Raw genomic sequence first — 13697 nt, forward strand, 5'->3', positions numbered from 1 at the left:
GCTCTTTTCCTTAAAAAGAAACCCGATATTTCATTCTAGAAGTCGACTTTAAATAACTAAAACAGGCAGTTCTAAAGTGTCAATTTAAGCTAAATGAATAAATGCTAAATCCTGCAGAGGTTCTGTTATGAAATGTTGAGTCTAATTTAATGCCAACTAAAAGCTCCTAATATATTTTTTCCTCAAGAGCAATCAAGGAAAAAATATGAATAACTATCCTGAAACTCCAGCTTCAACTGAAACCCAAGCCCATCAACCGGGTGACCAGACTAAAATGGATCCTGCCCCGGAAGTCATTAAAGAGAATTATAAAGGTAGCGATAAATTAAAAGGCAAAGTAGCACTCATTACAGGTGGTGACAGCGGGATCGGTCGCTCTGTATCAGTATTGTTTGCCCGCGAAGGTGCTGATATTGCCATTTGCTATCTGGATGAAGACCGGGATGCGCTTGATACCAAAAAAATGGTTGAAGCAGAAGGACGCCGTTGCCTGCTGATTCAATGCGATTTACAGCATCCTGATGAAATCAAGAAAATGGTTGAGCAGACCCTTCAGGAATTTAAAACCATTAATATTCTGGTAAATAATGCAGGTGTGCAGTATCCGCAGGACAGTATTACCGATATTTCTCCAGACCAGTTATTCAAGACCTTCAATGTCAATATCCTGTCCATGTTCCATCTGACTCAGGCGGTACTTCCACATATGCAGGCAGGTGACAGTATTATCAATACCACCAGTATCACCAGCTATCATGGACATGACACACTGATAGACTATTCAAGCACCAAAGGTGCGATTACTTCTTTTACCCGCAGCTTATCTACCAATCTGGCGAAAAATAAAACCGGAATTCGTGTGAATGGTGTTGCACCAGGCCCAATCTGGACACCACTCATTCCAAGTAGCTTTGATGAAGAACAACTGGAAGATTTTGGTAAACAGACACCAATGGGACGTATGGGACAACCGAGTGAAGTCGCTCCTGCCTATTTATTCCTAGCCAGTGAAGAAGCCAGCTATATCTCAGGTCAGGTCATTCATGTAAATGGCGGCAGTATTATTAACGGCTAATCACAGTTTGAAAGTAGATAGCAGTCTTTCTAGCTGTTATCTACTTTTTTCTAAAATATCTAATACGTTTTAGTAGCTCTCTTTCATAAATCAAAAAACGATCTTCTTTTTGGTTAATATTTGCACTCCGGATTTCTTAGCATTCGTGCATAATCTGCGGATGAAATACATCGATTCAAACAAGCTTTCTGATCCTCAGTTCAAGCGATACACAGGCATCTCATGGTCAACTTTCTATTTGATGGTTGAGCAATTGCAGAAGCATGTCTCTGCCAAAGGCAGACCGCCCAAGTTAAGCCTGGAGGATCAGGTTCTGCTCTGTCTGAGCTATTGGCGGGAATACCGAACCTTATTTCACGTTGCGACGAGTTACGGGGTTTCAGAGCCCACAGCCTCAAGAATTGTCCGTCATGTTGAAGACTGCCTGATTCGGTCCAATCTGTTTAATTTACCCAAAGATTTACCCGAGGGCGAAGGCATCGACTGGAATGTTGTGATCGTGGATGCCACGGAAATTCCAATCCAAAGGCCTAAAAAAACAGAAGAAAAGCTATAGCGGCAAGAAAAAGACCCATACCTTTAAAGTACAGGCCATGATTCACTACAAAACTCAGCAAATTCTGAGTTTATGTACCAGTCGCGGTGCAGTGCATGATTTCGAGTTGTTCAAACGCAATTTAAACCAGATTCCTTTTGGGGCTTTTATCCTTGCAGATAAAGGCTATCAGGGGATTTATGTGTTGTATCCGAATAGCCTGTTGCCATTAAAAGCCAAAAGACACTGTAAATTGGATCCTGAATTGAAAATCTATAATCAAGAAATCAATAAAAGAAGAATCGGAATTGAGCATGTATTTGGCAGCCTGAAAACCTTCAAAATCCTTGCTGAGCGTTATCGAAATAGAGGTAAAAGGCTTGGTTTGAGATTCAATTTAATCGCTGGAATCTACAACTTGGAACTGAGCAAAAAATGATTTATGAAAGAAATCTAGTTTAGACATCTTTAAAAAAAGAATTTAATGGATATCTATAAAATTCATCTAAAAGCTATAAAACAAAACAATTCAAACAAATCCTGACAGATGATTACCCGCGCCAAAATCATCCCTTGTTATAGTGATTTCAGACCCTACCTGATGAGGATAGTAAAATGTCTAGATGTGATAAATCAGCTTATACCGAAAAGCAAAAACGACAGGCTAAGCATATTGAAGACAGTGAAAAAGATCGTGGTCGTCCTGAAGACGAAGCAGAGCGTATTGCCTGGTCGACTGTGAATAAGCAGGACGGCGGTGGCAAGAAAAAGAAAAACTGAGCTATCCAAAGTTCAAGGAAAGTGATGCTATTGATTTAGCATCAGTTCAACTATCTAGATTTTATTCCTTTTATTTTTTAAGCAATCGAAAAAGTCTGATGGCCTTAGGTATTCAGATTCTTTCCTCTGTTTTGTTATTCCATCAAATCATTCAAGATAATTTTAAGGAAAAATATGAAAATTCTGATTGTATTAACCTCCCATGATCAACTTGGCGAAACGGGTAAAAAAACCGGATTCTGGCTCGAAGAACTGGCTGCTCCTTATTACACTTTTATTGATGCAGGCGCAGACGTAACGTTGGCCTCTCCAGCCGGTGGCCAGCCACCACTTGATCCAAAAAGCAATGAACCTGATGCGCAAACCGAAACAACCAAACGTTTTGAAGCAGATGAAGTGGCCATGCAGGCTCTTGCCAATACGCATAAATTAAGTGATGTGCTGAATCAGGATTTTGATGCGATCTTTTATCCGGGTGGTCACGGACCGTTATGGGATCTGGCCAATGACCAGAATTCTATTTCCTTAATTGAACAGACTCTACAGGCCAATAAACCTGTGGCACTTGTCTGTCATGCACCGGGTGTGCTTCGCGATGTTAAAAATGCAGAAGGCCGACCTATCGTCGAAGGTAAATCAGTGACTGGCTTTAGTAACACTGAAGAAGATGGTGTTGGCCTGACTGATATCGTGCCATTTTTAGTTGAAGATACGCTGAAAGAAAAAGGCGGACAGTATTCCAAGGCTGAGGACTGGCAAGTGCATGTACAGCAAGATGGCCTGTTAATTACCGGACAGAATCCGGCATCTTCTGCTGCAACGGCTGAGGCGCTGTTAAAGTTATTAAAATAATTTCATCCAGATATAAGTAATTTTGTTCATTTACTTATTTGCTGGTAAAAAACCCTGATGTGATGTCACATCAGGGTTTGTTCAGTTTTATTCTCAGTTCTAATTTGCTACTGCCACAGTTGATGCAATATGCTGGGCCAGTAATTCTCTGAGTTTAAATTTCTGGATTTTCCCCGATGGCGTCATCGGAATCTCGTCCCAAATCTCCAAACGTTCTGGAATATATTGCATTGCCAGATTATGGGTTTTCAGAAAATCCACCAGCTCATTAAAACTTAAAGACTGTGCTTGATCTTTTAACTTGATAATCGCACAGGCACGCTCACCTAGCCGTTCATCTGCATAGGCCACTAAAGCGACCACCGCCACATTGGGATGTTTATATAAAAGTGATTCAATTTCTGCGACCGGAATATTTTCACCGCCACGAATGATTACATCCTTTTTACGGCCACAAATCCGGATATAACCTTTTTCATCCTGATAGGCGATATCGCCCGTATCAAACCAGCCATCTGCATCGGTATCATTTAAATGAGCACGTTTGAGGTAGCCACCGAATCCAGAACAAGCACGAATCATCAAACGACCAGACTCATTTACCGGCTTGGTCTTCCCTGTTTTATCGACAATTTTGACGTCTACACCCGGTAAGGCAATACCATCAGTATTAAAAGAACGTTCATCGTCATCTTCTGGACAGGTAGTAGTGACCGCACCACATTCGGTCATTCCCCAGGCTGAAATCACTTTTACGCCTAAAATCTCCCGGGCTTTTTGCACTAATGGTCCCGGAATTGGCGCACCAGCACAAAGGAAAATTTTCAGTGAATCGACTTTGTCATGCTGTTCAGCCACAGTATTGGACAGGTCGTTCAAAAATGGCGTTGAAGCCATGGTGAAATTCACCTGATGCTGATGAATCAAGTCTACTGCTTTGGAGACATCCCAGACATCCTGTAATACCACTTTGGTATTGAGCTGAATCGGCATCATCAGGCCATACATAAATCCGGTCTGATGCGCCATCGGTGACGCCATCAATACCACATCATTTTCAGTTAAATGCAAACGCTCTGCATAAGGCACAATATTGGAAAATAAGGTATTGGCCGTATGCATCACGCCTTTCGGTTCACCTGTAGTGCCCGAGGTAAAGATTAGTTGGGTAATATCATCTGGGCCAGATTCAAGCCCATCTAGCTCAGCAATGGCTGCAGCATTCTGTTCCAGACTATGATTAAGCAACAGGCGATCAAAATTATTCTCGCCATCCCCATTCACTACAACTACGTGTTTTAGGGTGTCCAGCTTGTTGTGTAGCTGATTGGCCAACTGTTCATGGCCAAAATTACGAAAGATTTTAGGCACAACAAATACTTTAGATTCACCATGTTTAAGCATGAATTCCAATTCACGTTCACGGAATATCGGCATGAGTGGATTCAATACGGCGCCAATACGGCTACAAGCCAGATACAGCAAGGTAAATTCCCACCAGTTCGGCAACTGGCAAGACACCACATCATTTTTCTCAATACCCAACTGTTTCAAGCCCAGCGCAATTTTGTTGGTCATGTCCCAAATCTGCTGGTAGCTGAAAGTCTGTTCAGTTTGATTCTCGACCTTAAAACTCACTAAAGCTGTTTTGTCCGGATTTTTTTCTACCGCACTGCGTAAAAAATCGAGAATTGTTTGATTGAGCCAGTGTCCCTGTTTGAGCATGGCCTCTTTTCTTGTCGGGATCAGAACCGCATCGAAATCCATTCGCTTATTCCTCATTTTTTATAATAGTCTTATTTTGGCGGGGGCATACTTTCCTTAAGCTGGTACAGCCTTACGTCCTGCCTTATGCCGAGCGATAATTGTTTTCATGATCTGTGCTGTGCCATCGCCAATCTGGAAGCCCAGTACATCACGCATGCGCTGTTCCATCACACCACGGTCATAACCGGCATGACCAAAAGTCAGCAGGCATTGATGAATCACATCATAGGCCAGTTTCGGCCCCCACCATTTACACATGCCTGCTTCAGAGGTATGTGGCAGATGGTTGTCTTTCAACCATAATGTTTGCAGACAAAGTAAGCGCGCAGCTTCAACCTGCGTTTCATATTCTGCTAACGGATGGGAAACACCCTGGAAAGCAGTCAATGGCTGACCAAAAGCTTCACGTTGCGCAGCATATTCCCAAGCCTCATCCAGACTGACGCGTGCAACCGCCAAAACTTGCAGACCAATCAGGGCACGCGAGAAATCAAAGCCCTGCATAACCTGAACGAAACCTTTATTTTCATTGCCCAGACGATGATTTACTGGTACACGGACATTGTCAAAGAAGATCGAACCGCGACCAATCGCACGCTGACCATGGCAGTCAAATCGTGTGGTGCTGATGCCTGGTAAATTCATCGGAACCAAGAGCGCCGTAACACCATGGGCTCCGCTCTCATTTGTACCGCTGCGGCCAAAGACCACTGAAGCATCTGCCTGATCGGCCGCAGAAATTGAGGTCTTTTCGCCGTTAATCACATATTCGTCGCCATCACGTTCAATCTTTAAACGTAAGTTGGCAGCATCTGAACCACCACGCGGCTCGGTCAACGCAATAGAAAAAATCGCTTCACCAGCGGTCAGTTTTTTTAACCATGGCTCCACCACTTCAGGCTGTCCATGTTCTGCCAGAATCTGACCATTTAAAGAAGCCAGCAAGTTGATATAGGAAAAACTTAAGTCTGCTTTGGCAATGGCTTCATGGATAATCCCTGCTGCCAGTCGGCCCATGCCCTGACCGCCGTATTGTTCCGGCAGTTCTGGTGCAATAAAGCCCATTTCCCCCATTTTTTTCACCAGATCACGATCAAAGACTCGGCTTTGGTCGCGCTCCAGAAATCCCGGAGCCACATATTTCTGGGCAAACTTTTCTGCCGTTTCAGCTAAAAGTTCTAGATCTTCGGTGATATAAGGATTCTTTTTCATTGATCAGTCTCCTTATTTAGCATACTTACGGAATTCAGGCTGACGTTTTTCCTTCAATGCATTCACGCCTTCACGAGACTCTTTAGTATCGTAATAAAGTTTTAGCGCATACATGCCCATGCCAGCGATCCCCGCCTGATGTGCGGTATCCATATTGAAACTGCGTTTGGCAATCGCGATTGCGGTCGGACTACGCTGACAGATTTCTTCGCCCCATGCCTGAACTTCTGCATCGAGTTGATCTGCTGGTACACATTTATTGGCCAATCCAATTTCAACCGCTTCCTGACCAGAATAACGGCGGCACATGTACCAGATTTCACGGGCTTTCTTCTCACCCACGACGCGTGCTAAAAATGCTGTGCCATAACCTGGATCGACTGAACCCATTTTTGGTCCGACCTGACCAAAGATTGCTTTATCTGAACAGATCGTCAGATCACAAATCGTGGCCAGTACATTACCTCCCCCAATCGCATAACCTTGTACGCGCGCAATTACCGGTTTGGGGACATCACGAATGGCGGTATGCAATTCTTCCATCGGTAAACCAATGGTACCGCGACCGTCATAATTACCATCATGCGCAGACTGATCACCACCAGTACAAAACGCTTTTTCACCCGCGCCGGCCAATACAATCGCCCCAACGTTACGGTCATAGCCTGCCTTATTTAAAGCCTTGATCAGTTCATCACAGGTCGTACCACGAAAGGCATTCATTTTTTCTGGACGGTTAATCGTGATCCAGGCTACACCGTTTTTTACTTCATATAAGATATCTTCAAAATTCATGTTCATTACGTCCTGTACTGTTTTATCTGTCTAATTTAGTGTTAATTAATTTGATGCTTTAACCATTCATGGTCAAACCGCCAGAAACACTAAGGACCTGTCCGGTAATAAAGCTGGCATCTTCACTTAAGAAAAAAGCAATCGCAGAAGCTAAATCATCCGGCTGACCCAAACGGCCCAGTGGAATGGCACGAACAAAGGCTTCACGTAATTTTTCTGGATTCGACGCACCCTCAGTCACGCCTGCAAGTAAAGCGGTGTCTGTTGGACCTGGGCAAATCACATTAATTTTGATGTTATGGCGTGAATGTTCGCGTGCCAGAGTTTTGGAGAAAGATAGCAATCCTCCCTTACAGGCTGCATAAACTGCTTCGCCTGAAGAACCGACACGAGCTGCATCTGAGGCAATATTAACGATGCTGCCGGAATTACGTTCGACCATGCCTTTCAGCACAGCAAAGTGCATATTCAGCATACCGACCAGATTGATCTGGATCAGTTTCTGCCATTCGTCTGGGGTGCTTTTAATGAAGGGTTTAAAAATGTCCCAACCAGCATTATTCACCAGTCCATCGATCGGGCCCAGTTCGGCTTCCGTTTTTTGGACTGCCTGTTCAACGACGTCACTTTGGGTAATATCACACTGAATTGCTAACGCCTGACCGTATTGATTAATTTCATTTGCCAGCTTCTCGGCAGCTTCCAGATTCATATCAAAAATGGCAACTTTTGCGCCTTCTTCAGCCAGACGTCGGCAGGTTGCGGAACCAATTCCGCCAGCACCACCTGTCACAATCACGACCTTATCTTTTAATCCTTTCATTGTTTTATCCCTACGCTATTTGTTGTCGAATTTAATCGGCTGTTGTTCTAATTCGGTGTGTTTTATCTAAAATAGAAAGAGATTAGATTTATGTCAATATATTTACATAAAATAATATTTATATTTTTATAAATGTATAAATAACAATTATTTAATAATTTTATTTATTCAATGTATTGACCTATATTGACATTTACCTTTAGAGTAACCTATATCTAGCCCCAGTTTATTACTAAGCTGTTTCTGTTTCATGAAGGATGTTTTATTTCTTTAGTTTGCTAGATGACTGCCTTGATATTCAGCTAGAGAACAAACTGAAACTGTGAATATCAAGAAAGATATTTTTAAATGATTTAATCGCTTAGTACAGGATTTAAAGATGCAGATTTCTACTAAAAAACTATGATTTTTAAAACAAATTATAAAAGAAACTGATTTATGCGAAAAAGCGATAGGTTATACTTTGCGCCGTTTGGCTATTTCAGTATTGAGGATGTTGCATATAGTGAGTGATACTTTGTCAAAAAAATATGATCAATCCTTATATTCCGCTCATAACCGGCTGTTTTTCCGGCTGTTTCAGGTGGGAAACAGTCTGGATCGAAAATGCTTAAATGAGCTAAAAATATCTCCCGTGCATTGGGCGGTGCTCGGTGCCCTGTCTCGTCCTAAAGTTAAGTCTGGTATGTCTTTTTCAGATCTGACCGAATATCTGGGTGTAAGCCGACAAAATCTGGATGCCGTCTTAAAACGACTGGAACGTGATGGACTGGTAGAGCGTGTTATCAATGAACAGGATCGACGTGCCAAAATTGTTGCGCTTACCACGGAAGGTTTTCAGACCTGGGATAGCCTGCAGGATGATTTTTTTGAGTTTTATGGACAAGCCTTAAATAAACTGGCTTTTGATGATGTGATTACCCTGATTCATTTACTCAATAAAGTAAATGATGGTCTGAAAAGTATTCATCTGCAAAAAGAGTCGGACCAATAAAAAATAGAAATCTTATTTTTAAATTAAATAGATAAAAAATGAGCCCTTATGAGGCTCATTTTTAACATCATTGTTTAAAATGATCATTATGCTTTTTGTGGGTCATATTGACGATCTTTGATAAAGATCCCAGACACTGCACCACACAAGAAATAGGCACCGCCCATAATCAGGAAGCCCAAGCCAATTGAACCACCACTCGCTGCTGCGCCAATAATCGCAGGCGCAAACATGGCCCCAATACGCCCTGCATTATAAGCACCACCGACTGCTGTACCGCGGATTGACGTCGCAAAGCTTTCAGTCATATAAGTTGCGTTAATTGCATATGGAATACCATATAGGAAACCAAAGAAAATTAGCAGATAGGCAATATTATCTGGGGTGTTGAACAGCACAATTACGGGTAGAAAAATCGCCGTACCAATCGCGCCAAAAGAGAAAACGGCGCGTCGACCTAAACGGTCTGCAGCAAAACCGGCCAGAACTTTACCAAAAATCATGGCGACATAAGTCCCGATCATATAGCCCGCCATTGATTTAAAGTTCATGTGTAATTCAGATTCTAGATAAGCCGGCATCCAGTTATTTACACCGTAATAGCCAAACTGCAGGAACCCAGCCGTAAAAATCCATAAAATAAACATTTTACGATTCGCAGGATCTGCAAAGATTTCTTTAACGGTACTTTTCTTAACAGGTTGTTTGGTGGTTTCTTCAGCGGGTGCATATAAACGCAGTAATCTTGCACGCTGCCACGATTCTGGTTCAGGAACCAGTTTCTGGATAAAAATCGCCATGACGGATGGGATAATCGCGACAAAAAACAGTGTACGCCAGCCATATTCAGGAATAATCCAACCTGCCAATACAGTAGCTACGATATAGCCGACCGTCCAACCTGCCTGTAAGGTACCTAAAATTGTAGTCCGGTATTTGGTTGGTACATATTCAGCCATCAGGGTACTGGCTGCAATATATAAAGACCCGATCCCAAACGCAGACAGGAAACGTAGTACCGCGAACTGTTCATAGTTTTGGGTAAAGCCCAAGGCTGCAGTTAATACTGAAAAGATCAGAATTGAAATAACGACTGTACGTACCCGGCCTAAACGGTCACAAGCCCAGCCACCAATAAAACCACCAATCGCCATACCCGCCAGTGTAAAACTACCCAAGGTACCGGCTTGTAAATTACTTAAACCAAATTCTGCTTTCAGGCTGTTTAAGCTGAAGGACAGCAGTAGCATATCCGCGCCATCGACCAGGAGTGCCAAAAAGGCAAAGACAAAGGCGATCTGCTGGGTTCGTTTGGTAGTGGGTTTTATCTTTGCGAGTTCTCTTTCTAAAAGTTGTTCTCTTACTAATTCCGTCATATTTAAATCTCTATTCCTATCCTTAGGTTTTTTCATTCTGATCTTGTGTATGCACACTTCTGTATGCATGCGCTTTAAGCGCGATCCGTTTTCAAAGCACAGTACTTACTCCTGTTCTTATAGTCTCATTCCCGAGACTTTTCCCTCTCCTGTTATTTTTGAATCGTATTTATTCTCGTCATCAGGCTAAAGAAGTTAGGATGATTTTTCAATCATTTTAGATGTTTTATTTTGTTAGGCGAAATTAAGTATCATAAAGTTGATTGTTTTTCCATTTTCATATAGCTTTAAAGCGATTATTAAAATGACATGTAATCTAAATAACATCGAACAAGGAGCGTAACGATGGGTGCTTTAACGGGCTTTCGTGTACTGGATTTAAGCCGGATTTTGGCTGGTCCTTGGTGTAGCCAGATTCTGGCGGACTTAGGTGCGGAAGTGATTAAAATTGAAAAGCCTGATCATGGAGATGACACACGCATCTGGGGACCACCTTGGCTTAAAAATAATCAGCAGGAAGATACCCATGAATCGGCTTACTATCTTTCAGCCAATCGCGGTAAACATTCAGTTGCCGTAGATTTATCTACTCCGGAAGGTCAACGCATTATCAAGAAACTCGCAGAACAGAGTGATGTAGTGATTGAGAACTATAAAGCGGGTTCGTTGAAAAGATATGGTCTGGATTATGAAAGTCTGAGCCAGATAAATCCGCGTCTGGTGTACTGTTCAATTACCGGCTTTGGCCAGAATGGCCCGCGTGCGCAAGAACCAGGCTATGACTTCATTGTTCAGGGTATGGGCGGTATGATGAGTGTTACGGGTGAACGTGATGACCTTCCAGGGGGTGGTCCGCAAAAAGCAGGTCTAGCCTTTGCTGATCTGACCACTGGCTTATATGCTGCAATTGCGATTCAAGCTGCTTTATTGTCCCGTGAAAAAACTGGTGAAGGTCAGCATATTGATATGGCACTGCTGGATACCCAGGTCGCTTCCCTCTCTGTTCTAGCCATGAATTATCTGACCTCAGGTAAAGTCCCTGGCCGCTTCGGAAATGCCCATGCCAATATTGTGCCTTATCAGGTGTTTAAAGCACAGGAAGGTGAATTCATTATTGCTTGTGGGAATGACCTGCAATTTCAAGCGCTGTGTCAGGCCGTGGGTTTGACCAAAGTGGCAGAAGATCCGCGTTTCTTGAAAAATTCAGGCCGGGTTACACATCGTGAAGAACTCACCACTCTCTTACAGGCTCATTTCTACTCTCAACCGGCAAAACACTGGGTAGATCTGATTCATGCAGTCAAAGTCCCAGTGGGCATGATCAATAACCTGAAACAGGCTTTGGAAGAAGAACAGGTTCTGGCGCGTGAAATGGTCATTCAGATGCCGCATACTCTACGTGACGATTACACCTCGATTGGTTCGCCGATTAAACTTTCCAAGACCCCGGTAGAATATAAAAAAGCACCACCGTGTCTGGGTGAAGATACCGACGCCATCTTGAGCCAGTATTTAAGCCCTGCTGAAATGGAAGAGCTGAAAAGTAAAAAAGTCATCCAGCAGCGCTAAACTGCTCAGCAATAAAAAAAGGAATCGAAAGATTCCTTTTTTATTTTGACTATGTCATTTCTCAGCAGGCTTTGGCATCCGGCTGCACGGTTTTAGGCAACTCACGGCGTAGAATTTTACCGACTGCAGACTTTGGCAATCCAGACACAAACTCAATATATTTTGGCAGCTTATAACTGGTCAATTGTAGTCTCAGATAAGTCATGACTTCATTCTCGGTTAGACTGGTATCCTGTTTTACAATAAAGGCTTTCGGAACTTGTCCAGATTTTTCATCATCAATACCAATCACTGCACATTCCAGTATTTTAGGATGTTTGGACAGTACGCCTTCCAGCTCATTGGGATAAACATTAAATCCGGAGACCAGAATCATGTCTTTTTTGCGGTCCAGAATGGTGATATAGCCTTGTTCGTCCATACAACCGATATCACCTGTCAGGAAGTAATCATCTTTGGTAAATACCTGTGCTGTTGCTTCCGGTTGCTGCCAGTATCCTTTCATCACCTGTGGACCACGTATGGCGATTTCTCCAGCCTGATTAAGCTCTACAGGTTCTCCTTCATCATTCAGAATCAGAATTTCAGTCCCTGCCAATGGCAAGCCAATACTACCGCTAAAGCGCTTGCTTAAAGGCGGGTTAAATGTTGCCGTTGGTGAGGTCTCAGAAAGACCGTAGCCTTCATAGATATGACAGCCTGTGACTTCATACCATAATTCTGCCGTGTTTTTTAAAACAGATGCACCACCGCCTGTCGTGGTTTTTAGGCGTGAGTGATCCAGCTCGCGGAAACGTGGATGATGAGCCAATGCATTAAACATGGTATTCACGCCCGGAAACACCGTCGGTGGATGCTTATGATATTGATCTACCAATGCATCCAGATCTCTTGGATTTGGAATCAGGACATTGGCAAAACCTCGACTTAGTCCATAACTGAACAGGCAGATGGTAAAACCATAAATGTGATACAGCGGCAAGGCACAAAACACATATTCTTCTTCAGTGGCATAACGATCGCCAAAATGGCTAATGAACACCGTACTGTTCTGGGCAATATTAAATAAGATATTGCGATGACTGAGTTCAGCCCCTTTGGAAACACCTGTAGTCCCACCGGTATATTGCAGAATGACAGTATCTTCCTGCTGCTGTACAGGCGCTACAAAATCAATCACCTGTACCTGATCAATGGCCTGCTTAAAGTCAGAAAAATGTTTATCAGGATATTGCGCTGTTTGGCTATAAATTGAAACTGACTGATCCTGAATGAAATCGAGCGGATGGGTAGAAATCACATGTTTTAGCGCAGAACATTCATCCAGATTATTTAACTGTTCTAAGGTTGAGCCCAGAATAATCAAGGCTTCTGCTCCTGAATCCTGAACTTGATGATACAACTCACGCTGGGTGTACATCGGGTTTACATTCACCAGAATATAACCCGCACGAATAATCGCGAAAGTCGCAATCGGATATTGAATAATATTCGGCAACATCACCGCGATGCGGCTACCAGCTGCCAAGCCTAGATTTTGAAGATAGGTCGCCAGTTTCTGGCTATAAACGTCAATCTCCTGGTAGCTGAACTTTCGATCCAGATAAAAGAATGCAGTCTTATCCTTAAACTTAAGCAGATTCTCAGCAATCATCGTACTCAAAGTTTTGTCAGGATCGGGCCGGGTAAATTCCGGATTGACGTTCCATTTTTTATATTCTTCCATCCATGGCTGACTTGTCATTACAGCACTCCTATCCTTGATTTTAAATTTATTTTGTATTGTGAAACTTTATTTTGATTAAAAAATAATAACGTTATCTTTCCTCCCAAATCAATGCAATATTTGGCTAATTTCAAATTTTTACAAATAAAATCACGAATTTTATGGCTAATTATTTGGATATATTTTATCAATT

General features: G+C 42.7%; 13 protein-coding genes. 7 read left to right on the plus strand and 6 right to left on the minus strand.

All coding sequences use genetic code 11. The features are described 5' to 3' along the window. The first annotated feature begins 205 nt into the window (after positions 1-205). The 5 genes from FTU01_RS01125 to FTU01_RS01145 all read left to right on the plus strand — a co-directional run bounded on the left by FTU01_RS01125 (position 206) and on the right by FTU01_RS01145 (position 3242). Positions 206-1075, plus strand: a complete 870-nt coding sequence (locus FTU01_RS01125) for an SDR family oxidoreductase (RefSeq protein ID WP_180137834.1) — start codon at positions 206-208, stop codon at positions 1073-1075. A 145-nt stretch (positions 1076-1220) separates the two neighbouring features. Next, complete coding sequence (locus FTU01_RS01130) at positions 1221-1631, plus strand: transposase family protein (protein ID WP_171054439.1); 411 nt, start codon at positions 1221-1223, stop codon at positions 1629-1631. Next, positions 1579-2049, plus strand: a complete 471-nt coding sequence (locus FTU01_RS01135; RefSeq protein ID WP_004809604.1) for an IS5/IS1182 family transposase — start codon at positions 1579-1581, stop codon at positions 2047-2049. Before FTU01_RS01130 ends, FTU01_RS01135 begins: the two co-directional genes overlap by 53 nt. A gap of 176 nt (positions 2050-2225) precedes the next feature. Beyond that, on the plus strand, positions 2226-2390 hold the full coding sequence (locus FTU01_RS01140) for a hypothetical protein (protein WP_180137836.1): 165 nt from the start codon (positions 2226-2228) through the stop codon (positions 2388-2390). Between the two features lie 174 nt (positions 2391-2564). Continuing rightward, a complete protein-coding gene (locus FTU01_RS01145; protein ID WP_179993040.1) occupies positions 2565-3242 on the plus strand; it encodes a type 1 glutamine amidotransferase domain-containing protein in 678 nt (225 codons plus the stop codon). A gap of 99 nt (positions 3243-3341) precedes the next feature. Here the strand turns inward: FTU01_RS01145 and aliA are convergent, their stop codons facing one another. The 4 genes from aliA to FTU01_RS01165 are packed head-to-tail and all read right to left on the minus strand — an operon-like array spanning position 3342 to position 7839. Further along, positions 3342-5009: a cyclohexanecarboxylate-CoA ligase gene (gene aliA / locus FTU01_RS01150; RefSeq protein ID WP_180137838.1), complete on the minus strand. Its 1668-nt coding sequence runs from the start codon at positions 5007-5009 to the stop codon at positions 3342-3344. A gap of 54 nt (positions 5010-5063) precedes the next feature. After that, on the minus strand, positions 5064-6221 hold the full coding sequence (gene aliB / locus FTU01_RS01155) for a cyclohexanecarboxyl-CoA dehydrogenase (protein ID WP_166138721.1): 1158 nt from the start codon (positions 6219-6221) through the stop codon (positions 5064-5066). 12 nt (positions 6222-6233) lie between these two features. Further along, on the minus strand, positions 6234-7016 hold the full coding sequence (badI, locus tag FTU01_RS01160) for a 2-ketocyclohexanecarboxyl-CoA hydrolase (protein ID WP_180137840.1): 783 nt from the start codon (positions 7014-7016) through the stop codon (positions 6234-6236). A 58-nt stretch (positions 7017-7074) separates the two neighbouring features. Further along, on the minus strand, positions 7075-7839 hold the full coding sequence (locus FTU01_RS01165; protein ID WP_159123581.1) for a glucose 1-dehydrogenase: 765 nt from the start codon (positions 7837-7839) through the stop codon (positions 7075-7077). A gap of 505 nt (positions 7840-8344) precedes the next feature. On the opposite strand from FTU01_RS01165, the gene FTU01_RS01170 reads away from it, so the two are divergent. Beyond that, positions 8345-8833, plus strand: a complete 489-nt coding sequence (locus tag FTU01_RS01170) for a MarR family winged helix-turn-helix transcriptional regulator (protein ID WP_034706362.1) — start codon at positions 8345-8347, stop codon at positions 8831-8833. 86 nt (positions 8834-8919) lie between these two features. On the opposite strand, the gene FTU01_RS01175 is transcribed toward FTU01_RS01170, so the two are convergent. Continuing rightward, positions 8920-10209: an MFS transporter gene (locus FTU01_RS01175; protein ID WP_180018075.1), complete on the minus strand. Its 1290-nt coding sequence runs from the start codon at positions 10207-10209 to the stop codon at positions 8920-8922. A 345-nt stretch (positions 10210-10554) separates the two neighbouring features. On the opposite strand from FTU01_RS01175, the gene FTU01_RS01180 reads away from it, so the two are divergent. Next, positions 10555-11778 (plus strand): CaiB/BaiF CoA-transferase family protein, encoded by a 1224-nt coding sequence (locus tag FTU01_RS01180; RefSeq protein WP_180012227.1) that lies wholly within the window; start codon positions 10555-10557, stop codon positions 11776-11778. A 61-nt stretch (positions 11779-11839) separates the two neighbouring features. Here the strand turns inward: FTU01_RS01180 and FTU01_RS01185 are convergent, their stop codons facing one another. Then, positions 11840-13522 carry an AMP-binding protein gene (locus FTU01_RS01185; RefSeq protein WP_180137842.1) on the minus strand — a complete coding sequence of 561 codons (1683 nt, stop codon included), beginning with the start codon at positions 13520-13522 and terminating at the stop codon, positions 11840-11842. Positions 13523-13697: the final 175 nt, after the last annotated feature.

It is taken from the genome of Acinetobacter sp. YH12043 (genome assembly GCF_013419915.1).
Classification (GTDB): Bacteria; Pseudomonadota; Gammaproteobacteria; order Pseudomonadales; family Moraxellaceae; genus Acinetobacter.